This is a genomic window from Actinoallomurus sp. NPDC050550 (assembly GCF_040655075.1).
Lineage (GTDB): Bacteria > Actinomycetota > Actinomycetes > Streptosporangiales > Streptosporangiaceae > Actinoallomurus.
The window spans coordinates 1-1,374 of sequence record NZ_JBFAJC010000150.1; the positions used below are offsets into that span (position 1 = coordinate 1).

Genomic DNA, 1,374 nt, shown 5'->3' on the forward strand with positions numbered 1-1,374 from the left:
TAGTACTGCAACGACAGGTTGTAACCTGAGCTGTCGCACTGGTAGTTGATCTTGGCATGTTGGCGGAGATGGCAGCTGGATGGTCGGCGGGGTTCACCGCGTTCGTGGGCCGGTTCGCGGCTCGGTTTCCGCGGGTGGAGTCACGGCGGCAGATGCGTGCCTACGTGCGGGGATTGCTGAGTGAGGCGGAGCGGAAGAACGGTTGGACGCTGGCCGAGGCTGCTGGAGAGACCGGCCCCGAACGCATGCAGCGCCTCTTGAACTTCTATGCCTGGGACACCGACGGCGTGCGTGATGACGTCCGCGCCGCGGTTGTTGAGGCGCTCGGCGATGCGGAGCACGGCGTGCTGATCGTCGACGAGACGGGATTTGTGAAGAAGGGCACCAAATCTGCCGGAGTGGCGCGCCAGTACTCCGGAACCGCAGGCCGGATCGAGAATAGCCAGATCGGAGTATTCTTGGCCTATGCCTCGTCGCGGGGGCGTGCGTTGATCGACCGAGAGTTGTACCTGCCTAAAGAGTGGACCGATGACCGCAAGCGGTGCCGGCAGGCAGGGATCGGTGATGAGGTGCGGTTTGCGACCAAACCCGTGCTCGCACGGAACATGATCGCTCGTTCTGTGGATGCCGGCGTGCCGTTCGGATGGGTCACCGGTGATGAAGCCTACGGCTCGGACACGAAACTCCGTATGTGGTTGGAGAGCATGGATATCGCGCACGTCATGGCGGTCGCCAAGAACGCCATGGTGGTGTCGATGCAGATGACCAAGGTCCGCGTCGATCGCCTCGTCGCTCAGCTTCCGGCCCAGGCATGGGAGCGGTTGAGCTGCGGCGATGGCGCGCACGGGCAGAGGATCTATGACTGGGCCGCGATCGATATTCGCCCATTGCGCCGTCCAAATTGGGGTCACTGGCTGCTGGCCCGACGCTCGATCAGTGACCCTACCGAGATCGCTTACTACGTTTGCTTCGGACCGGCCTGCACCACGATCGGAGAGCTGGTGCGCGTTGCCGGTACGCGCTGGGCCATCGAGGAGTCCTTCCAGACCGCTAAGAACGAGACGGGCCTGGATCACTACCAGGTCCGCGGTTATCAAGCCTGGTACCGGCACATCACCCTTTCCATGGCCGCGGCGGCGTTTCTGGTGATCACCCGGGACACCGCGAAAAAAGGGGATCTACATTCAGCGGCGGCAGCGAGCTGATTCCCTTGTCCGCCAACGAGATCCGCCGCCTGTGGAATCGGATAACAGAACCCCTGACCTACACGATCGACCACATCGTTCACTGGTCGAATTGGCGACGGACAAGCCAAACCCGCGCTCGCATCAGCCACTACAAGAGACGCAGGCATCACGACCTGTCGTTGCAGTA

At 62.2% G+C, this 1,374-nt stretch carries 1 pseudogene; it reads left to right on the forward strand.

Features of this window, described 5'->3' with window-relative positions:
• Positions 1-68 precede the first annotated feature (68 nt).
• Positions 69-1,374, forward strand: a pseudogene (locus AB0I04_RS55145) (IS701 family transposase); the annotation flags it as partial.